This is a genomic window from Cupriavidus necator (genome assembly GCF_040578825.1).
Lineage (GTDB): Bacteria > Pseudomonadota > Gammaproteobacteria > Burkholderiales > Burkholderiaceae > Cupriavidus > Cupriavidus necator_E.
Genome location: NZ_JBEFLI010000095.1, coordinates 1 through 22,323 on the forward strand (window position 1 = coordinate 1; position 22,323 = coordinate 22,323).

A 22,323-nucleotide genomic window follows, 5' to 3' on the forward strand; every position below is an offset into this window, starting at 1 on the left:
AGCCCCGCCCACACCAGCGCCAGCATAGCCCCCGCCAGCGCCACCGTGGCCGGATGCCCCGACAAGGCATCGATCGCCGTCTTGACCCACGCACTGACCGCATCGCCGGCGCGGTAGACCGCGGTGTCGATCACGTTCTTGGCCTTGTACTTGGTCTCGGGATCCACCACCGTGAACAGCATCTCGCGCCCCGGGCGCAGCAGCGCGTATTCGCCGACGCGCCGCAGGATCATCACGCCGGCCAGCACGCCAAAGGTTGGCAGCATGGCCAGCACCAGGAAGCCGCAGGTCACCGCCAGCGGCACCGCGGTCAGCAGCAGCGTGACGCCGTAGCGGCGCGCCATGCGGCCGGTGAAGAAGAGCTGGACCAGGATGGTCAGCGCCTGCACGGTGGCGTCGAGCGCGCTGAACACCTGGGTCTGGCGCGTGCGGTCGGGGAAGGTCTCGGCCACCAGTCGTGCCTGTTCGAAATACAGGAAGGTGCTGGCCGTCGCCAGCAGGATCACGAACAGGCCGATGCCGAGCAGGTAGCGCGAGCGCAGCAGCAGCGACAGGCCTGCCAGTAATCCGCCACCGATGGGATTGGAAGGGTCTTCCGCATGCGCGGCGGCCGGCGTATCGCCCGGCTGCGCCAGGCCCGCGCCGGCACGGCGGCGCCAGCCGAACAGCCAGCCGACACCGGGCAGCGTCGCGGCCAGCAGCGCGGCAGAGAGCAGCATCAGCCCGGTCAGCCCGATCTGCGGCACCAGCCGGCCACCCAGCACCGGCCCGGCCAGCCCGCCCGCGCTGGCGCCCGCGGCCAGCAGCGCGAACAGCCGGCGCGCCTGCTCGGGCCGGAACACGTCGGCCATCAGGCTCCATGCCACCGAGACCACGAACAGGTTGAACACCGACAGCCATACGTAGAACACGCGCGCCAGCCAGACGTTGTCAGGCAGCGCGCGCGTGGCCAGCGCAAAGCCGACCAGGTTGGCGATAAAGAACGCATAGACCCACGGTACGAAGCGCCGCCGCGGCAGCCATGCGCACACCGCGCCGTACACCGGAATCGCCGCCAGCATCACCACGAAGGTTGCGGTGAACAGCCACTGCAGGTTTTTCACGCCGCCGGCGATGCCCATGGTCTCGCGCACCGGGCGCAGCATGAAATAGCTGGCGAACAGGCAGAAGAAGAACAGGAAACCGGCCACCACCGCGCCGGCCTCGCCGGGGCGGATGCCGAAGCCGCGCCGCAGCCGCGCCAGGCCGCCGGAGGCGGGAGCGTCGTCAGCGGGATCGTGCACGGCTCAGGCGGCTCGCGGTCAGGCCAGCAGCGCCGCGATGCGCTCGCGCTGGCCGGGATCGGGCATGCGGCCCAGCGCCGCGCCGAGGTTGTCGGCCATATTGCGCGGCTTGGAGGTGGCAGGGATTGCCGCGGTCACGGCCGGATGGCTGACGATGAACTTGAGGAAGAGCTGGGCCCATGAGCCGCAGTCGATATCGCCGGCCCAGGGCGGCAGCGGCCGGTCCTTGATGGTGCGGAAGAGCCGTCCGTCCTGGAACGGACGGTTGATCAGCACCGCCACGCCGCGCGCCTGGCACAGCGGCAGCAGCGTGCGTTCGGCGTTGCGCTCGGCCACGGAGTAGTTGATCTGGACGAAGTCGACGCGTTCGCTGCGCACGATCTTCTCGATCGCCTCGTGGGCGCTTTCATGGTGGTGGGTGATGCCGAGGTAGCGGATGCGGCCCTGTTCCTTCAGTTCGCGCATCCAGCGCAGGTTGGCCTGCCAGTCGATCAGGCTATGCACCTGCAGCAGGTCGACCTTGTCCACGTGCAGGTCGGCCAGCGAGCGCGCCCATTGTGCCTGCGCGGGCGCGCCTGCCGCTGACGAGATCTTGGTGGCGAGGAAGACGCGGTTGCGGGCATTGGCCGCGCGCAGCAGGTCGCCGGTCACGGCTTCGGCACTGCCGTAGCTGGGCGCGGTGTCGACCACCGAGCCCTCGGTCTGCAGCAGCATGCCCATGACTTCCGCCAGCGGCTTGCGTTCGGCGGCGCCCGGGCCGGCGTTGAAGGTGTCGGCGGTGCCCATGCCGATCACGGGCAGGGCCTCGGCGGTGCCCGGTATGTTGCGGCGCATGGGCACCGCCAGCGTGGCGGCGGCGGCCGGCAGGGCAGGGCCGAGGCCGGCAGTGGCGGCCAGCCCTGCGGCCAGGCCAAGAAAAGTGCGGCGGTCGATCGACATGGAGCGGTTCCCTGCGGTCATACACTGGTTGACCTTAGGCGCTGGCCGGGGGGTTGTAAACCGTTGCTTCACTGCCGGCGCACCATGCCCGGGCCGTGCAGCAATGCGCACAGTCAGGGCATGCCAGGGTACGCTCAGATCACCGTGGCCAGGCCCAGCGTCAGCAGCAGCGCCACCACGGAGATGATGGTTTCGCAGACCGACCAGGTCTGGAAAGTCTGGGTTACGGTCATGTTGAAGTACTCCTTGACCAGCCAGAAGCCGCCGTCGTTCACGTGCGACAGGATCAGCGAGCCGGCGCCGGTGGTCAGCACCAGCAGCTCGGGCCGGGTGCCCGGCACGCTGGCGGCGATCGGGGCGACGATGCCGGCGGCGGTGGTCATGGCCACCGTGGCCGAGCCGGTGGCGATGCGGATCATCACGGCCACCAGCCAGCCCAGCACCAGCACCGACACGTTGGCGCTGGTGGCCACGTCGACGATGGCGGTGGAGATGCCCGAGTCGCGCAGGATGCGGCCAAAACCGCCACCGGCACCGACCACCAGCGTGATGATGGCGGTGGGCGCCACGCACTCGTTGGTGAACTTGAGGATCATGTCGCGATTGAAGCCGCGCGCCTTGCCGAAGGTGTAGAAGCTCACCAGGGCGGCGATCAGCAGCGCCATCACTGAATTGCCGATCAGCTTGAGGAAGTCGTTGGCAAAGGTCTTGGGCGTGGTAAAGACGTCGGCCCAGCTGCCGATCAGCATCAGGATCACCGGCAGCAGGATGGTGAACACGGTGATGCCGAAGCCCGGCAGGTGGTGCGATTCCCTGACGCTCTCGTCCTCTTCGGTCAACTGATCGGCCAGCGGGTTCACTTCTGGCAGCTTGACGTAGCGGTCCATCAGCTTGGCGAACAGCGGGCCGGCGATGGCGGCGGTGGGGATGCCGACGATCAGCGCGTACATGATGGTCCTGCCGATATCGGCGCCATACGCGGTCACCGCCAGCAGCGCCGCGGGGTGCGGCGGGATCAGGCCGTGCACGACGGACAGGCCGGCCACCATCGGGATGCCGACCAGCACCATCGAGGTGCCGGTGCGCTTGGCCACGTTGAAGGCAATCGGCACCAGCAGCACGAAGCCTACCTCGAAGAACACGGGCAGGCCGACGATAAAGGCGATGGTGGCCATTGCCCAATGCACGTTCTTCGCACCGAAGAAATCGATCAGCGTGCGCGCGATGCGCTCGGCGCCGCCGGACTCGGCCATCATCTTGCCGAGCATGGTGCCCAGGCCCACCACCAGCGCGATATGGCCGAGGGTGCCGCCGACACCGGCTTCGAATGACTTGACGATATCGCCCATCGGCATGCCTACGGCAAAGCCGAGCAGCACCGAGACGACGACCAGGGTAATGAAGGGGTTGAGCTTGTAGCGCGCGATCAGCACCACCAGTGCGATCACTGCGATCAGCGCATACACCAAGAGCGTGGTTCCGGTAACGGGACCCATATTGTCTCCTTGTGTGGAAAAAAAAGCCGCGAAGGCGGCAGAGGTTCGGGTTTTGGTTTTCTCCCCTTTCCCGCTTGCGGGAGAGGGGTCGGGGGAGAGGGCGGGAGGTTCAAAGGCCGGCGGCGCATCATGGATACGCTCTGCGCTCACCGCCGCCCTCTCCCGTTTCATGGGAGAGGGGCACACACCCTCAGCGATGGCAAGCAGGCAGCAGGCTCAGGCCGCCGGCTTCTTGTAGGCGATGCAGTCCACTTCGACCTTGCAGTCCACCACCATGCTGGACTGCACGCAGGCACGCGCCGGGGGATTGGCGCCGAAGTATTCCTTGAAGATCCGGTTGAACGAGGCGAAGTCGCGCGCATCGTCCAGCCACACGCCGCAGCGCACCACATGCTCGGGGCCGTAGCCGGCCTCGGCCAGGATGGCCAGTACGTTCTTGATGGCCTGGTGGGTCTGGGGCACGATGCCGCCGTCGATGACTTCGCCGTTGACCATCGGCACCTGGCCGGAAACATAGAGCCAGCCGTCAGCCGCGACCGCGCGGGCAAAGGGCATGTGCTGGCCGCCGGTACCGGTGCCGCCTTCCACGCCGAATCGTTTGATGTCCATGGGTACTCCTGGAAACTCGTTGGGTAACAGAAAATGAGATGGCGCAGCGCGCCGGATCAGGCCGCGTCGCGTTCAGGCCGCGCGCCGCGCGCGAGGAAGCGGCCCGCGCGCACGCCGGTGCCCTGGCGCTGCTGCCACGACAGCTCGCCATTGACCCAGACCGCGGCGATGCCCTCGGCCGGCTGCATCGGGTCGGTGAAGCTGGCCGCGTCGCGGATGGTGGTGGCGTCGAACAGCACCAGGTCGGCCCAGTAGCCTTCGCGCACGAAGCCGCGCTCCTGCAGGCCGAAGCGTTCGGCCGACATGCCGGTCATCTTGTTGACGGCGACCGCCAGCGGGAACAGCTCGCGGTCGCGCGCATAGTGGCCCAGCACGCGCGGAAACGCGCCCCACAGCCGCGGGTGCGGCAGCGGGTCGTTGGGCAGGCCGTCGGAACCGACGACGGTGGCCGGATGGCTCAGGATGCGGTCGACGTCGGCATCTTCCATGCAGTGGTAGACCGCGCCGGCGGGCATCAGCCGGCGCGCGGCCTCGTGCAGGTCTACCTGCCATTCGGCGGCGATATCGGCCAGCAGCCGGCCGCCCATCTCGGGCGCGCCTTCGGACCAGGTCACCATGATGTCGAAGTCGCTGGTGACCTGCTTCAGGTCCAGCGTGGACGAGCTGGCGGTGTAGGGGTAGCAGTCGCAGCCGACCGGCTGCCAGCGCTGCGCGCCGTCGAGCGCGTTGAGCACCTCGGTGCTGCGGCCCCAGTTGGCGACGCCCGCGCATTTCAGGTGCGAGATCACCACCGGCACGCGCGCATGGCGGCCGATGCGGAAGGCTTCGTCCATCGCGTCGAGGATCTCGGCGAATTCGCTGCGCAGGTGCGTGGCGTAGAGCGCGCCGGCGTGGGCCAGCGGCTCGGCCAGCGCCAGCACTTCCTCGGTGGGGGCGCTGAAGGCATTGGCGTAGGCGAGTCCGGTGGACAGGCCCAGCGCGCCGTGCTGCAGCGATTCTTCCAGTTGCGCGCGCATCGCCGCGATTTCCGCGGGCGTGGCGGCGCGGTCGAAGCGGTCCATATGGTTGCTGCGCAGCGCGGTATGGCCGACCAGCGCGGCCACATTGACCGCGGGCTGCGCGGCCTCGACCGCATCGACGTAGGTCTTGAAATCCGGGTAGCGGAACGCGTCGGCATGGCCGAGCAGGTTCATCGGGTCGGGCGGCTCGCCCGCCAGCGTCACCGGCGCGGCGCTGATGCCGCAGTTGCCGACGATCACGGTGGTGACGCCCTGCGACAGCTTGGGCGTCATTTCCGGCTGGCGCACGACGTTGGTGTCGTCGTGCGTATGCACGTCGATAAAGCCCGGTGCGAGTACCAGGCCGTGGCCTTCGACCACATGCGCGGCGGCATCGGGATCGATGGCGCCGGCTTCGTCGATGCGGGCGATGCGCCCGTCGCGCAGCGCCACGTCGGCCATGCGCGCGGCGGCGCCGGAGCCATCGAGCAGCGTGACGCAGCGTATGAGGGTATCGAACAGGTGTGGCATGGTCAGTCTCCCAGCGGCTGGCGGCTGTCAGGGCCGGTACCGGGGCCAGTCTCGCCGCGGTGGTTGTCCAGCACGTACTTGAGCCGGCGCAGCCGCTCCTTGCTCTGGTCCTGCTGCAGCAGCGCGCACTGCGTGGCCAGCACGTCCAGCACCATCAGCATCGCGTAGCGCGACGCGGACGGCTTGAAAATGAAATCGGTCTCGAGCGTGCGCACCGGCAGCAGCACATCGGCGCGCGCGGCCAGCGGCGAGCCCAGCGCGGTCACTGCCACCAGCCGCGCGCCGTATTCGCGCGCGATATCGCAGCTCGCCAGCATCTCCGGCACGCGGCCGCTGGCGGAGAACGCCAGCACCACGTCGTCGCGGCTCAAGGTCGCGGCTACCATCTTTTGCAGCAGCGCGTCCTGGTAGCTCGCCACCGGCTGGCCCAGCCGCGCCAGGCGGTGGCGCGCCTCGTCGGCCATGAACGACGAGCCGCCGCCCATGCCAAAAGCGTAGACCATGCGTGCGCCAAGCAACAGCCGCGCGGCCTGCTCGATGCGCTGCGCATCCATCAGGCCACGATTGACTTCGAGCGCGTTGAGGATCTCGGCGTGGATGCTGTCGGCCAGCGTGGCCGGGGCTTCTTCACCGCCGGGCACGCCGCCCGGTTGCAGGAAGCGCGCGCCCACCGCGGTGGCCTGCGCCAGCCGCAGCTTCAGGTCGCGCACGTCGCGGCAGCCGATGGCCTTGGCAAAGCGCGTTACGCTGGCCTCGCTGACGCCGGCCTTGCGCGCCAGCTCGTTGATGCTGGCGGCGGCCGCGCCGGCCAGGTCTTCCAGTACCACCTGCGCGACCTTCTGCTCGGCCAGGCGCAGCGCGGGGCCGCGCTCGGCGATGCGGGTCAGGATGTCGAAGGGCGCGGTCATGGGGGGCGATTGGGTTCGGAGCGGGGAACGGGGCGATGTGACGCAAGCGGTAGTGCCCGCGGCCAGGGCCTATAACAGTGACTGGCGGGACGAGATGTCCGGCACTGTTCCGGTTCTTTTCGACCCTGTGTGTTACTTTATAACAAGGATGAAATATCTTATTTTCAGGGCTATCATTACGTCAATCAGATTTTTTCAGGGTGATGACAAGCATGCGTGAAATAAAGTATCAGGCCGGCGTGATCGATCCGCTCAACAAGGCGATGGGCCGTATGGACGGCCCGTTGGCCCCGGACGAGGCCGATCAGACCGGCTGGAGCCTGCTGCGCGAAGAGATCGGCCTGCCGGCCGCGGTGCTTTATGAAGACCGCCTGGTGCACAACCTGGAATGGATGCGCCGTTTCACGAACGAGTACGGCGTGCTGCTTGCGCCGCATGGCAAGACGACGATGGCGCCCAAGCTGTTCGCGCGCCAGCTGGCCGAGGGCGCGTGGGGTATCACGCTGGCCACGGCGCACCAGACCGCCGCCGCGCACGCGCATGGTGTCAAGCGCGTGCTGATGGCCAACCAGCTGGTCGGGCGCCGCAATATGGAAATCATCGCGGACCTGCTGCGCGATCCGGACTTCGAGTTCTTTGCACTGGTGGATTCGGCCGCGCTGGTCGACCAGCTCGGCAAATTCTTCAGCGAGCGCGGGCAGAAGCTGCAGGTATTGCTGGAGCTGGGCGTGGAGGGCGGGCGCACCGGCGTGCGCGACGACGCCCAGCAGCAGGCCGTGCTCGGCGCGCTGGCGCGCTGGCCGGCTGCGCTGTCGCTGGCGGGCGTGGAGATCTATGAAGGCGTGCTGAAGGAAGAGGACGAAATCCGCCGCTTCCTGCAGCGCACCGTCGCGGTAACGCGGCAACTGGCAAAGGACGGGCGCTTCGGCCGCAGTCCGGTGGTGATGTCGGGCGCGGGTTCGGCCTGGTACGACGTGGTGGCCGAGGAATTCGCGCGCACCGATATCGGCGCGCCGATCGACATCGTGCTGCGCCCCGGCTGCTACCTGACGCACGACGTCGGCATCTACCGCGCCGCGCAGCAGCGCATCCTGGCCAGCAACCCGGTCGCGCAGAAGATGCGCGAGGGGCTGCTGCCGGCGCTGCAGCTCTGGGCCTATGTGCAGTCGATTCCTGAACCGGACCGTGCGATCATCGGCATGGGCAAGCGCGACGCGGCCTTCGACGCCGGCATGCCGATCCCGGCGCGGCTGTATCGGCCGGGCAGCGAGGCGCCGGTAGAGGTGCCTGGGCACTGGGAAGTCACCGGCATGATGGACCAGCACGCCTACCTGAAGATCGCCCCGGGCGACGACGTGCAGGTGGGCGACATGATCGCCTTCGATATCTCCCACCCGTGCCTGACCTTCGACAAGTGGCGCCATATCCCGGTGCTGGACCGGGACCTGCGCGTGATCGATATCGTGCAAACCTTCTTTTGAGGCAGACAGCCCCATGAGCATCGACATCCTGGCCTATGGCGAGCCGCTGGTTGAATTCAACCAGCTTCCGGACGATCCCACGCGCTACCTGCAGGGCTTTGGCGGCGATACCTCCAACTTCTGCATTGCCGCCGCGCGGCAGGGCGCCAGCACCGGCTATATCTGCGCGGTGGGCGCCGACACCTTCGGCGAGCGGCTGCGCGCGCTGTGGACGCAGGAGCGGGTCGATACCCGCAACGTGCACGTCGACCCGGGCGCGCCGACCGGCGTCTACTTTGTCACGCACGACAACCACGGCCACCGCTTCGACTACCTGCGCGAAGGCTCGGCCGCCAGCCGCTACCAGCATGAGCAGCTACCCCTCGGCGCCATTGCCGCGGCGCGCTACCTGCACCTGTCCGGCATCAGCCTGGCGATCAGCACCAGCGCCTGCGATGCCGGGCTGGCGGCGATGGAGCATGCGCGCAAGGCGGGCGTGAAGGTCTCGCTCGATACCAACCTGCGGCTGCGGCTGTGGTCGCTGGCACGCGCGCGGGGCATCATGCGCGAGGCCTTTACGATGACCGATGTATGCCTGCCGAGCTGGGACGACATCACGGTGCTGACCGGGCTGGACGACCGCGACGCCATCGCCGATTACCTGCTGAACTGCGGCATCGGCCTGGTGGCGCTGAAGCTGGGCGAGGAGGGCTCCTACGTGGCCACGCCCGAGTCACGCGCGCTGGTGCCGCCGTATCCGGTCGAACCGGTCGATGCCACCGGTGCCGGCGATTGCTTCGGCGGCAGCTTCATCGCGCGCCTGTCGGCGGGTGCCGATCCGTTCGATGCCGCGCGCTATGCCAACGTGGCGGCGGCACTGTCCACCACCGGCTATGGCGCGGTGGCGCCGATTCCCGATGCGCAGACCGTGATGGCGCGGCTGGCGCAGTCGGTGTCGGTGATCGCGTGACCTTGTTCTGACTGAACCCCTTGCTTTCCTGAATCCATTCACTCCGAGACAGCCACCATGCAAATCCAGACTTCCCCGCTGCTCCAACGCCTGGCCGACGTGCCGGTGATTCCAGTGCTGGAGTTCCATTCGGTCGATGAAGCCCTGCACGTGAGCGAGGCGCTGGTCACCGGCGGCCTGCCGCTGCTGGAAATCACGCTGCGCACGCCGGTGGCGCTGGAAGCGATCAGGGCGGTCGCCGCCGCGCTGCCGCAGGCTTGCGTCGGCGCCGGTACGGTGCTGAACGTGGAGCAGCTCCACGCGGTGCGCGACGCCGGCGCGCAGTTCGCGGTGTCGCCGGGCCTGACGCCGGCGCTGGCCGAGGGTGCCCGGGGCGCCGGGATCTCGCTGCTGCCGGGCGTGGCTACGGCCAGCGAGGCAATGGCGGCGCTGGAGGCCGGTTTCACCTTCCTGAAGTTCTTCCCGGCGCAGGCCGCGGGTGGGGTGCCGATGCTGAAGTCGCTGGGCGGCCCGCTGCCGCAACTGCGTTTCTGCCCGACCGGCGGCATCGATGCCGCGCTGGCGCCGTCCTACCTGGCGCTGCCCAATGTGGTGTGCGTGGGTGGTTCGTGGGTGGTGCCGAAGGATGCTGTCGCCAGTGGCGACTGGGGCAGGATTCGCTCGCTGGCCGAGCAGGCGAGGGCGCTGCGGAACAAGGGCTGATTGCGGGTTTTGCCCGGCAGCAGTGAAAAACGGCACGCGAAGGCGTGCCGTTTTTCGTTGCTGATAAAGCTGGCGCCGGTGCCGCCGGGTTTTGTATCACCGTTTGCGGACTCCCTACCCCGCGCGCGGGAGACGGGAGAAAACCGGCGGCGTGCCCGGCTTACTTATGCCGGTCCGCCGAACTTTCGAGCTTCTGGCCGCCGCGCTGAATGTCCTGGCCGAGCCCCGCCATCGTGTTGCAGCCAGCCAACAGGGTGGCAAACAAAACGCACCAGATCCAACCTTTTTTCACGCCGGGCTCCTTTCGAGAATATTGAGAATCGCGAGATTCGCGGATTGAGGGATTGGCGCAGATTTTACCGCTGCTGTGAGCGATGTTGATATCTGGTATGTGCCAATTTGTAAATCGTGCAATGGACGCAACAGCGTCCAGACGCCCTCAGCTTGCCGGCGCCAGCAGTTCCCGCGCCCGCTGCTGGATGGCCGCATGGGTCTGCACCAGCCAGACCGCCGGAAAGGGCTGCGCCAGCAGGTAGCCCTGCACGCTGTGGCAGCCCCAGGCGCGCACGGCTTCGAGCTGCTGCCGGGTTTCGATGCCCTTGGCGCAGACCGTGGCACCGGTGCGGCGCGCCAGCAGGCAGGCATCGCGCAGGCGCTTGGTGCGGTCGATACCTTCGCCAGCGGCGCTGGGCTGACCGGCCGGGCCCAGGCGGCGCACGTCCAGCGTGACGCTGTCCGGGTGCAGCGCCACCAGCGCATGGCGGCAGGCCGGGCTGTCGTCGAAATCGCCCAGCGCCAGTTGCACGCCGCGCCGGCGCAGGGCGGCAAACCGGGCGACGATGTCGGGATCCGCTGGCACGACGCCGGCGGGCAACTCGATGCACAGCCGTTGCGGCGCGATGTCGCCGGCGTCCAGCACCCGCGCCAGCGCGTCGACCATCCCGGGGCGGTGTAACTGGGCGCTGGAGGCGAGCAGCGTGAACTGCAGCGGGCCGATGGCGTCGGCGTTGCGCACCAGCGGCAGCACGCTTTCCAGCAGCCAGCTGCCGATCCGCCCCACCAGCCCGAGCGATTCCACCGCCGGCAGGAAATCCTGCGGCGCCACGCGGCCGAGCACCGGGTTGTGCCAGCGCAGCCGCACGGTATAGCCGCTGACGGTGGCGCCCGCAAAGTCGGCGCGCGGCTGCAGCTGCAGACTGAGTTCGCCGCGCTCGAGCGCCTCCGGCAGTGCTGCCAGCAGCGGTGCCGACGGCGGCGCCGCGGGCTTGTGCGCGCGCGCCAGCCCGTCGCCGCCCTGGCGGTCCACGCGCAGCATGGCGTCGAAGGCCTGCCGCAGGCTGCGCTCGGCCGGGATGTCGGGATGGTCGGCGGCGACGCCGATGCTGCAGGAGATATAGAGCTCGAAGCCATCCAGCGAGAACGGCCGGGTCAGCGCGTCGGCGATGCGGCTGGCCAGCGGCGCGGGGTCGGTGGTGCCATCCGGCAGCGCCGTGACCACGCCCACGTCGGCGGCGGCCACCCAGTGCATGACGGCGCCCGGGGGCAGCAGGGCGGCGATGCGGTCCTGCACCAATGCCTGCAGCCGCACCGCGCGATGCGCGCCCAGGGTTTCGCAGGCGCTGGCGAAGCGGTCCAGCCGGATGGCCAGGATCGCCGCCGGCCGGGTATGCCCGTTGCCCGCGCGGGTGCGGTGCGCCGCCAGCGCGGACACCAGGCCGGCAGTTCCGGTCCGGCTGTTCGGGCCATTTGGGCCATTTGGGCCGATGGCGCCCCCGGCCGCGGCAATGTGATCGGCGTCTGGATGCATGGATGGTCTTGCGGACGGCAGATGATGGCGCCTGCGCCGTCTGCCTCTCCCCGTTCTGTCAGTGTTGTACGTGCCGCAGGCCGCTGGCGCGGCCATATTTCCCGTTGAGAGCCCGATCATAAGGCAACGGAAGGAATGGGACCCTTGCAAATTGCGACAAGGTGACCAGGCCGCAACTTGCGGTTGACGCAGATCAACACGGCCTTAGCTCGGGATGGAAGGGATTGACGCCGCGCTGCGCCGACAGCGGCGCGCGCGGATGAAGCGGCTGAACGGGCGGGGAAACTCAGCCGGTGGTCTCTTCCTCCGGACCTTCCTGCGGTGGCAGGCGCGAGGCCAGCACCTTGTCGATGCGCTTGCCGTCCATGTCGACGATTTCGAAGCGCCAGTCGCCCCAGTGCACGGTGTCAGCGATCTGGGGCAGGCGGCCCAGCAGCAGCAACAGCATGCCGGACAGCGTGTGGTAGCGCTCTTTTTCTTCCTCGGGCACCTGGCGCAAGCCGATGCGGTCCTTCAGTTCGGGGATCGGGATCAGGCCGTCCAGCAGCCATGAGCCATCTTCGCGCTGCACCGCCCATTCCTCGCCGGCGGACTCGGCCTTGAATTCGCCGGTGATGGCCTCGATCACGTCCTGCAGCGTGACCAGGCCCAGCACCTCGCCATATTCGTCGATGACGAAGGCGATCTGGCCGCCGGACGCGCGGAAGTTCTCCAGCAGTTCCATGCCGGTCACGCTTTCCGGCACGAACACCGCCGGCTGCAATACCTCGATCAGGTCGGCTTCTTCGCCGCGCAGCCGGCGCGCCAGCAACTGGCGCGCGCTGACCACGCCGATGATGTCGTGCATGCCGCCGCGCACCACCGGGAAGCGCGAATGATCCGATTCTTCGATGCGGCGCAGGTTATCGTCCAGCGGCGCTTCCACATCCAGGTAGATCACGTCACCGCGCGGGACCATCAGCGATGCGATTTGCCGGTCGTCGAGGCGGAACACGTTGCGCACCATGGTGTGCTCATGCTGCTCGATCACGCCGGCCTCCGAGCCCTCGACCAGCAGCGCGTGGATTTCTTCTTCGGTCACGCCGGGACCGCGGTCGACCTTGGTGCCGAGCATCCGCAGCACCAGCCGCGTGGAGCTCGACAGCAGCTTGACAAACGGCGTGGAAGCCACGGCGAGCCAGCCGATCGGGCGCGCCACCAGCCGCGCAATGGTTTCGGGGGCCATCTGGCCCAGACGCTTGGGCACCAGTTCGCCCAGCACGATGGAAAAGTAGGTCAGGCCCGCCACCACGATGGCGGTCGCCACGTAGCCGGCGGTTGAGGCGGAGATGCCGAAACCCTGCAGCCATATGCCCATCGGCTGCGCCAGCGTGGATTCGCCGACCACGCCGTTGAGCACGCCGATCGACGTGATGCCGATCTGCACCGTGGACAGGAAGCGCGTGGGGTCCTCGCCAAGCTTGGCCGCGGCAATCGCGCCGCGGTCGCCGTTCTCGATCTGGCGCTGCAGACGTGCCTTGCGGGCCGTGACCAGCGCGATTTCGGACATCGCGAACAGGCCGTTCAGCAGAATCAGCGCCAGTAGTATGGCAATTTCCATCAGGGTGCGCGCCCTATGCGTGTGAGTTGAAAGCACCAAGGATACCATCCGCGCAAGACGTTTCCGGCGCCGGTCGGGCAAGCCCAGGCGGCGCCGGCTTCACCGGCTGGCGTAGCGATAACCTGTGGAGATGGCTCGATACCTAATATTCAATAGATAGTTATCGTTCACTGGGCCAAACTTCCGTCCGTGGCAGCACCCGTGCCGCCTTCGAAAAAGCCTGGACCAACAGGCGCGCGAATCAACAGGAGACAGAATGGACACCCAATGGACGGCTGTGCTGGTGGAGAAGTTCGGCCACAGCTTCAGCGCTTACGAACTGGACAGCGGGGCACGCCGCTTCAGCGTGCAGTTGCCAGACTATCCCCATGAATTCGTGGTGGACCGCGAGCGCCTGTGCGGCTACGTTGGCCATTACGGCGTGCAGACCTTCGCGCATGCCGGCGATGGCGGCGCGGCGGTGATCGCGGTCGACCTGCGGCGCGGCGCGGTTGGCGCGCGGCCCGATTGCGCGCCGTATCACCGCATCCACGGCCTGCAGATCGACCGGCACGGGCGCGTCTATGCGCTCAGCGAGCGCGACAATATGCTGCTGGTGTTCGAGGCCCCGCTGGCGCGTCCGGTCCCGGATCGCGCCGTGCCGTCGGGCGGTGTGAAAAGCCATCTGTTCGTGTTGTCGGCCGATGGCGAGCGGGCCTACGTGACCAACCTGCTGTCGCACACCGTGACGCTGGTGCACCCCTACGATGCTACCCGTGCACCGCGCGCGGCCAACGCCGGCAGGCGTCCCGAGGGCTGCTGCCTGAGCCGCGACGAAACCGCGCTCTATGTCGCCAGCCGTGACGATCACAGTCTCACCCGCCTTGACGCGCGCACCATGGAAACGGTGCGCACGGTGCCGACCGGCGAGGATCCCACGCGTATCTACTGGTCCCCGGACGATCGCCTGCTCGTGCTCAACTATGGCGAGCGCAGCATCCGGGTATTCGACCCCGACACGCTCGCCGAAACCGGCCGCGTCGACACCGGCGCCAAGCCGATCGCGCTCGCCTTCCATCCGGCCGACCCGGGCAGCGCCTATGTCGCGCTCAACGACCACACCGTCAGCCAGCTTGATCTGCGCAGCCTGACGCTGCGCCATGCCTTCGCCACGGGCAAGGAGCCCGACGGGCTCGCCATCCTGGCTCTGCCGGCGCAATAAGCGCCGCGCGTTCAGCGTTCAGAAGCAACAGGCCGCGGCGGGCAGCACCCGCGCATGCGGCCGGACCAACGGAGACAACACCATGAAAGGCTTGGAGCAAGCCGGCGCCGGCACGCCCGTCGCCATCGATGCGGCACCCGCCACCGGTGCCGCCAGCATTCCCGCGCAGCGCTGGTGGCGCGTGATTCCGCCGATCCTGATGGTCTGCATCGTCTCGTACATGGATCGCGTCAATATCGCGTTCGCCATGCCGGGTGGCATGGGCGATGCGCTCGGTGTCGGCGCCAGCATGGCGGGCCTGGCCGGCGGCATCTTCTTTGTCGGCTACCTGTTCCTGCAGATTCCCGGCGGCAGGCTGGCGGTGCGCGGCAGCGGGCGCAACTTCATCGCGTGGTCGATGCTGGCGTGGGCGGTGATCTCCGTGCTGACCGGCCTGGTGCGCAACCCGACCGAACTGCTGGTGCTGCGCTTTGCGCTGGGAGTGGCCGAGGGCGGCATGCTGCCGGTGGTGCTGACCATGGTCGGCAACTGGTTTCCCGACCACGAGCGCGGGCGCGCCAATGCGCTGGTGATCATGTTCGTGCCGATCGCCGGCATCATCACCGCGCCGCTGTCGGGGCTGGTGATCGAGGCGCTCGACTGGCGCTGGCTGTTTATCGTCGAGGGCATGATTTCGCTGGCCTGCCTTGGCGTGTGGTGGAAGCTTGCCTCCGACCGGCCTGAGCAGGCGCACTGGATTTCCGCCGAAGAGAAGGCGTACATCCAGGCCCGCTTGCGCGAGGAAGAACAGCGGGCCGGCGCCGGCGCGCAGGCGGGGCAGGGCGCGCAAGGGACTCGGGAGGTGCTGGCGCATATCCTGTCCCAGGACGTGATCTGGCGCCTGATCGCCGTGAATTTCCTCTACCAGATGGGGATCTACGGCTACACGCTGTGGCTGCCTACCCTTCTGAAGGGCCTGACGGGAGGCGGCATGGGGCAGGTCGGCATGCTGGCGATGCTGCCTTACGTCGGCACCATGGCCGGCATCCTTGCGATCTCCACGCTGTCCGATCGCAGCGGCCGGCGCAAGGCCTTCGTGGTGTGGCCGCTGCTCGGCTTCGCCGCGTGCCTGGCCGGCTCGGTATGGTGGCACGGCAATACGTGGCTTTCTTATGCACTGCTGGTCGGCAGCGGCGTCTTCCTGCAGTCGGCCGCCGGGGTGTTCTGGACCCTGCCGCCGCGCCTGCTGGCTGCCGAGCATGCGGGCGTGGCGCGCGGCGTGATCAACGCGCTTGGCAACCTGGGCGGGTTCTGCGGCCCCTATGCGGCGGGCGTGCTGATCGAGCGCGTCGGCGCGGGCGCCGGCATCTATCTGCTGGTCGCCGCGCTGCTGCTCGCCAGCGCGCTGGCCGCGACGTTGCCGGGGCGGTGCCGATGAGCGCAGGGCAAGTGCAAGGCGGCGTGGCCATCGTCGACGCCCACCATCACCTGTGGCAGCTGGGGCGTGGCCGTTATCCCTGGCTCCAGGACGAATACCGGCCAGCGTCGTTCTTTCTTGGCGATTACGAGCGCCTGCGCCGCGATTACCTTGAGGCGCAGTACGCGCAAGACACCAGTCCGGTCACCGTGCTGGCGACCGTGCACGTGGAGGCCGAACGCGACCGCGGCGAAGCGGTCGACGAGACTGCGTGGCTGCATGCGCAGGCCTGGCGGCCCGGCATGGCGGCAGCGGTGGTGGCCTACGCGCCGTTCGGCAAGCCGGGCTGCGCCGGGCTGCTGGCGCGCCAGGCCGGCTTTGCACGGGTCCGCGGGATCCGCTGCAAACCGCTGACCGCCGCGACGCCAGGCGGGTCGGTGGCCGGCCGGCCCGGGTCGATGCAGGACCAGGCCTGGCTGGACGACCTGGCGCGGCTGGAGCGCCATGAGCTGTCGTGGGACCTGCGGGTACCGTTCTGGCACTTGCGCGAGGCGGCCGAGGTGGCAGCGGCCTTGCCGGGCGTTCCCATCGCACTCAATCACGCAGGCCTGCCGCTGGATCGATCCGAAGAGGGGCTGGCCTGCTGGCGTGCCGGCATGGAAGCGTTGGCCGACTGCGGCAATGTGTCGGTGAAGCTGTCGGAGTTCGGGCTGCCCGGCGGTCACTGGGATGCGCAGGGCAACCGCCGCATCGTGCGCGACGTGCTGGCGATATTCGGGCATCAGCGGGCGATGTTTGGCAGCAATCTGCCGGTGTCGCGGTTAAGCGCGGACTTTGGGACGATCCTGGGAATGGTGTGCGAGGCGTTGCCGGATGCTGCGGCGAGGGAGCGGGTGTTGGTGGGGAACGCGGCGGGTTTCTATCGGATCAGTGTTCCAAAGCCGGCCCGAACTGGCCTAAGCAAGGTGCACCAAAGCCGCCCGAACTAGCCCAAGCAAGGTGTTCCCTCTCTCCCCTCAGCGGGAGAGGGCCGGGGTGAGGGGTGGTCTAGCAGGGAACCACATCCAGCAAGGCCAACGGTTTTGGGTGCACCAAAGCCGCCCGAACTAGCCCAAGCAAGGTGTTCTCCCTCTTCCCTCAGGGGGAGAGGGCTGGGGTGGTGGGCTAGCAAGGAACCAAATCAGGCGGGGCCAACTGTTTTAACCCACCAACCTCAGCCCTTGACACGCCTGCCCTCTCCGCCGGCCCCTCTCCCGCAAGCGGGAGAGGGGAGCAAACAGCGGTATTCGACGCGCATGCTATAAAACCCATTTTCGCCGAATCCCACCCCGACCGGCCTCCATGCCCGACACCCCGCTCTCAAGCGCCGCCACGCTGCGCAAACGCCTGCATATGCGCCACCTGCGCCTGGCGCTGGCGCTGGCCGAACACCGCTCGCTGCGCCGCGCCGCCGCGCAGATGTCGCTGTCCCAGCCGGCCGTCACCAAGGCCCTGCATGAGCTGGAGAGCGTAGTTGGCACGCTGCTGTTCACGCGCCACGCGCGCGGCATCGAACCGACGGTATTCGGCGAGGCGCTGATCCGCTACGCGCGTGTGGTGCTGGCCGACCTGGATGCCCTGCATGACGAATTCACCGCCATCGCCGCGGGAGAGGTCGGCAAGGTGCGGCTCGGTTCGATCCTGGCGCCGGTGCCCTCGGTGCTCGCGGGCGTCATCAATGCGCTCAAGGCGCGCTATCCGCATTTGCATATCGTGATGCAGGTCGATACCAGCGACGTGCTGGTGCAGGCCTTGCGGCAGGATGCGCTCGACGTGGTGATCGGACGCATTCCCGAAGGCACGCTGGCCGACGATCTCGACTTCGAGCCACTGTTCGAGGAGTCGCTGGCGATCGTGGCGCGCGCCGGCCATCCGCAGGCAGGCAAGCGCAGCGTCAGGCTGGCGTCGCTGGCCGCCTATCCGTGGATCATCCCGCCGGCTTCCGTGCCGATGTGGCAGATCATCGACCAGACCTTCCGCGACAACCGCGTGCCGCTGCCCGAGGACATCATCGAAACCTCGTCGATCATGGGCACGCTGCCGCTGCTGGCCGACAGCGACCGCATTGCCGTGGTGCCCGGCGCCATCGCCGACTACTTCAGTTCGCTGGGCGCGCTGGCGGTGCTGCCAGTGCCGATGCGCGGGCGCCTGGTGCCCTATGGGATCGTGGTGCGCCGCCGGCGCGCCGCCACGCCGGCCATGCGCCTGCTGATCGACGCCGTGCGCGCGGCGGGGCCTGGAGATACGCAGGTGCTGGCTGAATTGGCGCCAATACCTGCGAGGTAATGGTCGTTCCCATGGGCACTGCTGCGCCACTGGCTTAGGTTCCAGCACCCCGAAGCACCCGCCCCGCCAGGGTAGTCGTACGTTACGCTCTGATTCCCGAGACGCTATGCGACGCGATCAGAAGCGGCTTCGGATCGCACTTGCACAGGCACCAGTCATAGCTCAACGCCTGCTCGCGGCCATCAGGTCCTCGACTGGGCAGCCGCTCACCCACGCAGACTATCTTGCCCGTTGTCTTGCATTTCGGGCACCAGACGGGGTCGCACTCATACGCCGACGCCCGACCGTTAAGCATTTCGCTCCGGGAGGTCGCTATGACAGTACCGTTTGCCGTAGTAGTGTCGCCATTCTCTATTGGTTTCCTTCCAGGCAAACAGACCTCGGCTTCGCGCAACTTGGCAAATTCCTCCAGCGTTACCGCATCCACTTCGAATCCTTGCGCTTCGCGCGCCCAGTGGTGCATCTCACGGGCATATCTGCCGACTGCACCACTTGGCGTTTGCAGCAGGCATCCGTCACACGCTGGCCAACCAAGGTGGATGTCGGCGATGAATCCGGCGCCATCCGCGTCTCGAAATAAGTTCCCATCGAGAAGCGATGCTGGTGCGACTTCGCAGGTCCGGCCGAGTGCGCCCCTCATTCCTGCTTCGAGCATGGCATCGAACGGCGAAAAGAAGCAAGTGATGGCGAGGCCCTGATCAGTTCTGGACGAGATAGCGCAGGCGTCTCCATCATCGTCTTCGAAAACGAGAACGTAGGCCGCAATGGTTTTAAATGGCGCGTCCATTCTCCATGAATTTTTATAGCGCAAACCGTTATAGACAGTTGCCGATGCTGCGATCTCAGCCTCAAGCATTCTGTCTGGATTGGCTTGCCTTACGGCGCAATTTGGTCATCATCGGGGCCTATCGAGAAGCATGCTGCCGCGGTAGCAACCCATGCTGCAGACCGCCTTCAAGATGACTTGCATGAAATATCAAGGCCGACCCGAGCCAATGGATGAGCGTCACCAATCCTCCAATTGCCGGAGGCGTCTACGAATGGAACTTGCATTTTTGTATGGATACACGACGGCGGCGCCTTTCCTCGTTCCGTCCCAGCCTTGCCCAAATTTATTCATGATCTTCTCTTGCCTTATGAACGGTGGCGCGTCCCCATCGTTGTTGTATTTATATACATACACCTTGTAGAAGTCGCCTTGAAAATCGGCGGCTTGGGAGTTTATCGACCACTTCACCAGAACAACAAAACTGTCCTTCCCCCAAAAAAAGAAAGTCATAATCTGTGGGCTACTGCCTTCCATATTATATCTATCTACTTCCAGAGGTTTGGAATCTCCGCAGATCCAGTTTGTCACTATCTCATGGGGTTGCGTGCCAAGCGCATTCATTGTGGGTGAATATGACTCCCGCTTGAATTCCAAGGCGCAACCGTGCTTTATTGACTCCGCCGGGAATGTTTTTGGCGATTCGCCTTGGGTATGCGCGATTGACTGCGAAAACACGCCAACGAAAATCAAAAAAATGATAACTGCAATTTTCCCTACCATCCGTTTGCCCCGGTTATTGTCGCATCCCAATCATGTTTACATGGCTGTCCGCCTTTGTTGATTATCTCAAAGGCTCGCCTAGCAGCCGCCTTTCGGCGCTCAAGATCTTTTAACGCCGGGTTTATAATTTTCGTAACTCCTTTTGGATTATTTGCGTCGGCCAACGGGTTAATTCTTCGACTGCTCCAAAACCAAGCTGATGAGTCTGTGGTCGCATGCCAGTTGCTTTCAACCAACGCGGGGTTGCTTATTATGTCAAGGCCGGTGGCTTGTTTGTATTCACTGTAAGATGCCAGCCATGTCAAATGCAGAAGGCCACGCCCCCGGTAATCTCTATTCGGATAGGCATCGTCTCCAAACAGAACTACACCCAACTCACTGTCGTTGTTCACAAGATGAGCTTTGGTGTAAGTTTCCATTTGCGCGACGGTCCAGTCCGAGTGGAGTCGATGCAAACCGTTTCTTAGGGCGGTATTATATATCCTCCACAATCTTCCCCCGTCGCTATAGCGCAGGCTCTCTCTGAATTCGGTAAAGCCACCGCATTCAACTTCACATTGCCCAAAGAAATGAGAAATGCGGTTGCACGTGTTTATCTTATATTTTAAGAATGCCGAATTCAATTCAGCGGGAAACCCGTTTGCGTCCCGTTCGCTTATGCTCGGGAATATTTTTTTCAGAATTTCAGGAGCTATTCTTAGATCTGTCCCGCAATGTGCGCATGATAGTGTCCCCGAAGACTGGAAATTGCTGATTAGGGCGATGGGATGAATATGCAACACGGTCGGGCTGGCCGGAAATCCTGCGACCTTGCCCTTCACGTCATCCCACCATTGCAGCTTCTTGATCCGCTCCAGTTCGCGCAGCCAGTTGTCCCTGGCATTGCGCATCAGGGGCGTGATGGAATTCCACCGGCCCATGTCGCCGCCCCATTCGCTCGCGTAGCGCAGGATCACGTGCGACAGCGCCTGGGCGAGCGACGGCACGCGCATGGCCGACTGGATGGCCCGCGCCGTGACCTTGCCCTTGTTCTTGCCGTCGCCAGTGCCCAGTTTCGCTACCGCCTGTTCGAGCTTGAGGAGTAGCGGACTGTTGTTCACCGCCGCCAGCGATGGCTCAAACTCCTTCTGTTCCTTCCAGTCAGCGGCCCCGGTGATGACCAGATTGCGCCGGAAGGCATCGGCGATCTGGATGCCCGTGGCGTCCACAGTCTCGAAGCCGGGCCAGGCCCACGGACTCTCCCATTTCGTGCCAGGGTGTTGCTTTTCGCATACCCAGCCCCATGCATTCTTGCCATCGGCGGTGCTGAACGGTACGTGCCACCAGTTGACCTTTTGGTCGTCGGTGGCCTTGTCTTTGGCCTCCAGCGCGTCCAGTTGTCCGCGCGGGAGGATGAGCGGAAAGCCGTTGGCCGGATCGGCGACGCCTTGCAGGCCCAGCGGAAACCGGCTCCAGGCAGGCGTGTCATCCCCGACACTTGCCAGCTTCTCGCGCTCGATCCAGACCGGCGGACCGTCAAACTGGTAGACAATGCCCATGCTGTCCAGACACATCGGCTGCACTTTGACCCACGGCCCGTCGGTCGGGCTGTCTGCGGTGGGTTCTACCTTCTTTACCGCACGGTAAAGCCGCAGCTTGCGGTCGGCTGCCGGAATGGCCTGCACGAGCTTTGCCCCGCTATTGATAACCAGCAAGCCACGCTGGTCCGCCGGCAATAGCGCCGCCCTGGAGCGGCTCTTGGCAAGAAATGCGCTAAAGCCATCGTCGGTAAAGACTTCCAGATGCAGTATCTGGCGCCGGGCGATCGGCGGCAGCGGTGTCGCGCGCTCGTAGTCGTGGTATTCGCCAAGCTGTCCCAGTGGCGTGCCAGCTTTCACCGGTATCGGCGTGACCGGTATGACGACCTGATCCAGTTGCTTGGGCTCCTTGGTGGGCTGGTGGCCGCGCAGGCTGATCCAGCCCCAGTCATCCTTGGGCGTGGTGGGCGCGTTGGGGGTGCCGTCCGGCGCTTCCCATGGCACGTTCCGGTCTTCCGAGCCAAATGTTTCCCCGGCGGTTGGACTAATCATCCCGCCCATGGTGATTGACTGGATATGTCCCCACGCGCCACGTTTTTCACCGACGATGATTTCGCAGCCTTCCGGCAGGAAGCCAACCTGCTTGCCTGCCGTGAACCGGCCTCGCTTGCTGCCTGCCTTCGGCTCGGTCCAGACGAAGGCGCCGGCCGCGGCGGGTGCGTCGCTGCCGGGCGCCGGATGCTGATGGTCTTTGCCCAGAACCCGGAACGCGTCAACGTCCCACCAGAACGGGCGGCGCAGCTTTTCGTCGGCCAGGTAAGTACTCCAATCAGCCATATGCAGGTACAGGCTGTAGACGTCTTGCTTTTCGTCGGCGGGCTGCGGCCCCGTACTGTTAGGCGCCGGTGGCAAGGCGAGATGATGGCGCACCAGTACGAAGCCGGTCGAGTACGCCGCCCATTTGCCATCGGCGAATTGCAAGTGCGGATAGCGATCATTGATCCGGTAAGCGACGATCTCGCCGTCCGCGAT

Annotated in this window: 19 protein-coding genes; 7 read left to right on the forward strand and 12 right to left on the reverse strand. The window is 66.2% G+C overall.

The window, feature by feature from the left end:
• From AB1I47_RS30245 to AB1I47_RS30270, 6 genes are all read right to left on the reverse strand, one after another.
• On the reverse strand, positions 1 to 1,283 hold a 1,283-nt coding region (locus tag AB1I47_RS30245), incomplete at its 3' end, for an NTP/NDP exchange transporter (RefSeq protein ID WP_354687354.1).
• An 18-nt stretch (positions 1,284 to 1,301) separates the two neighbouring features.
• The gene (locus tag AB1I47_RS30250) at positions 1,302 to 2,222 is read right to left on the reverse strand and encodes an aldo/keto reductase (protein WP_354687355.1); all 921 of its coding nucleotides are present in this window, start codon (positions 2,220 to 2,222) and stop codon (positions 1,302 to 1,304) included.
• A gap of 134 nt (positions 2,223 to 2,356) precedes the next feature.
• Positions 2,357 to 3,718, reverse strand: coding sequence for a GntP family permease (locus tag AB1I47_RS30255; RefSeq protein ID WP_354687356.1), 1,362 nt, complete (start codon positions 3,716 to 3,718; stop codon positions 2,357 to 2,359).
• Positions 3,719 to 3,934: 216 nt separating this feature from the next.
• Complete coding sequence (locus AB1I47_RS30260) at positions 3,935 to 4,327, reverse strand: RidA family protein (RefSeq protein ID WP_354687357.1); 393 nt, start codon at positions 4,325 to 4,327, stop codon at positions 3,935 to 3,937.
• Positions 4,328 to 4,383: 56 nt separating this feature from the next.
• The gene (locus tag AB1I47_RS30265; protein ID WP_354687358.1) at positions 4,384 to 5,856 is read right to left on the reverse strand and encodes an N-acyl-D-amino-acid deacylase family protein; all 1,473 of its coding nucleotides are present in this window, start codon (positions 5,854 to 5,856) and stop codon (positions 4,384 to 4,386) included.
• Positions 5,857 to 5,858: 2 nt separating this feature from the next.
• Positions 5,859 to 6,764 carry a MurR/RpiR family transcriptional regulator gene (locus AB1I47_RS30270; protein WP_354687359.1) on the reverse strand — a complete coding sequence of 302 codons (906 nt, stop codon included), beginning with the start codon at positions 6,762 to 6,764 and terminating at the stop codon, positions 5,859 to 5,861.
• Positions 6,765 to 6,976: 212 nt separating this feature from the next.
• On the opposite strand from AB1I47_RS30270, the gene AB1I47_RS30275 reads away from it, so the two are divergent.
• The 3 genes from AB1I47_RS30275 to AB1I47_RS30285 are packed head-to-tail and all read left to right on the forward strand — an operon-like array spanning position 6,977 to position 9,896.
• The gene (locus AB1I47_RS30275) at positions 6,977 to 8,245 is read left to right on the forward strand and encodes an amino acid deaminase (protein WP_354687360.1); all 1,269 of its coding nucleotides are present in this window, start codon (positions 6,977 to 6,979) and stop codon (positions 8,243 to 8,245) included.
• Between the two features lie 13 nt (positions 8,246 to 8,258).
• Positions 8,259 to 9,194, forward strand: coding sequence for a sugar kinase (locus AB1I47_RS30280; protein WP_354687361.1), 936 nt, complete (start codon positions 8,259 to 8,261; stop codon positions 9,192 to 9,194).
• Positions 9,195 to 9,251: 57 nt separating this feature from the next.
• Positions 9,252 to 9,896 (forward strand): bifunctional 4-hydroxy-2-oxoglutarate aldolase/2-dehydro-3-deoxy-phosphogluconate aldolase, encoded by a 645-nt coding sequence (locus tag AB1I47_RS30285; RefSeq protein WP_354687362.1) that lies wholly within the window; start codon positions 9,252 to 9,254, stop codon positions 9,894 to 9,896.
• Between the two features lie 160 nt (positions 9,897 to 10,056).
• Here AB1I47_RS30285 and AB1I47_RS30290 read toward each other — a convergent pair whose 3' ends face one another.
• The 3 genes from AB1I47_RS30290 to AB1I47_RS30300 all read right to left on the reverse strand — a co-directional run bounded on the left by AB1I47_RS30290 (position 10,057) and on the right by AB1I47_RS30300 (position 13,303).
• Positions 10,057 to 10,188, reverse strand: a complete 132-nt coding sequence (locus AB1I47_RS30290) for an entericidin A/B family lipoprotein (protein WP_010814145.1) — start codon at positions 10,186 to 10,188, stop codon at positions 10,057 to 10,059.
• A gap of 147 nt (positions 10,189 to 10,335) precedes the next feature.
• Positions 10,336 to 11,607 (reverse strand): GGDEF domain-containing protein, encoded by a 1,272-nt coding sequence (locus AB1I47_RS30295; RefSeq protein WP_354687363.1) that lies wholly within the window; start codon positions 11,605 to 11,607, stop codon positions 10,336 to 10,338.
• 382 nt (positions 11,608 to 11,989) lie between these two features.
• Positions 11,990 to 13,303, reverse strand: coding sequence for a hemolysin family protein (locus tag AB1I47_RS30300; protein ID WP_354687364.1), 1,314 nt, complete (start codon positions 13,301 to 13,303; stop codon positions 11,990 to 11,992).
• A gap of 256 nt (positions 13,304 to 13,559) precedes the next feature.
• On the opposite strand from AB1I47_RS30300, the gene AB1I47_RS30305 reads away from it, so the two are divergent.
• From AB1I47_RS30305 to AB1I47_RS30320, 4 genes are all read left to right on the forward strand, one after another.
• Positions 13,560 to 14,504 carry a YncE family protein gene (locus AB1I47_RS30305; protein ID WP_354687365.1) on the forward strand — a complete coding sequence of 315 codons (945 nt, stop codon included), beginning with the start codon at positions 13,560 to 13,562 and terminating at the stop codon, positions 14,502 to 14,504.
• A gap of 82 nt (positions 14,505 to 14,586) precedes the next feature.
• Positions 14,587 to 15,921 carry an MFS transporter gene (locus tag AB1I47_RS30310; protein ID WP_354687366.1) on the forward strand — a complete coding sequence of 445 codons (1,335 nt, stop codon included), beginning with the start codon at positions 14,587 to 14,589 and terminating at the stop codon, positions 15,919 to 15,921.
• Positions 15,918 to 16,889: an amidohydrolase family protein gene (locus tag AB1I47_RS30315; RefSeq protein ID WP_354687367.1), complete on the forward strand. Its 972-nt coding sequence runs from the start codon at positions 15,918 to 15,920 to the stop codon at positions 16,887 to 16,889. Before AB1I47_RS30310 ends, AB1I47_RS30315 begins: the two co-directional genes overlap by 4 nt.
• Before the next feature lie 352 nt (positions 16,890 to 17,241).
• Positions 17,242 to 18,225 carry a LysR family transcriptional regulator gene (locus AB1I47_RS30320; protein WP_354687368.1) on the forward strand — a complete coding sequence of 328 codons (984 nt, stop codon included), beginning with the start codon at positions 17,242 to 17,244 and terminating at the stop codon, positions 18,223 to 18,225.
• An 82-nt stretch (positions 18,226 to 18,307) separates the two neighbouring features.
• Here AB1I47_RS30320 and AB1I47_RS30325 read toward each other — a convergent pair whose 3' ends face one another.
• The 3 genes from AB1I47_RS30325 to AB1I47_RS30335 form a co-directional block, all read right to left on the reverse strand.
• Positions 18,308 to 19,081 (reverse strand): PAAR domain-containing protein, encoded by a 774-nt coding sequence (locus AB1I47_RS30325; protein ID WP_354687369.1) that lies wholly within the window; start codon positions 19,079 to 19,081, stop codon positions 18,308 to 18,310.
• A 150-nt stretch (positions 19,082 to 19,231) separates the two neighbouring features.
• Positions 19,232 to 19,774, reverse strand: coding sequence for a hypothetical protein (locus tag AB1I47_RS30330; RefSeq protein ID WP_354687370.1), 543 nt, complete (start codon positions 19,772 to 19,774; stop codon positions 19,232 to 19,234).
• Positions 19,768 to 22,323 (reverse strand): glycoside hydrolase family 19 protein (locus AB1I47_RS30335; protein WP_354687371.1); only part of this gene is annotated, 2,556 nt, incomplete at its 5' end. The genes AB1I47_RS30335 and AB1I47_RS30330, both read right to left, overlap by 7 nt.